At 43.9% G+C, this 296-nt stretch carries 1 pseudogene; it reads left to right on the forward strand.

The features are described from left to right. Window positions 1-296, forward strand: a pseudogene (locus C1E99_RS00590) (preprotein translocase subunit SecA); the annotation flags it as partial.

Below are 296 nucleotides of genomic sequence, written 5' to 3' on the forward strand. Positions count from 1 at the left end.
CTTTGGTTCAGAACGCATCAAAGTATTTATGGAGCGTATGAATCTAACAGAAGAAGAGTCTGTTATCAAGTCTAAAATGTTGACACGTCAAGTCGAATCTGCCCAGAAGCGTGTAGAAGGGAACAACTACGACTCACGTAAACAAGTCCTTCAATATGACGATGTGATGCGTGAGCAACGTGAAATCATCTATCGCCAACGCCAGGATGTTATTACTGCTGACCGTGATTTGGCTCCTGAAATCAAAGCGATGATGAAACGGACGATTGAACGCCAAGTTGCTGGTCACTTCCTTG

The sequence above is a fragment of the Streptococcus suis genome, from assembly GCF_002964045.1.
Taxonomy (GTDB): Bacteria; Bacillota; Bacilli; order Lactobacillales; family Streptococcaceae; genus Streptococcus; species Streptococcus suis_U.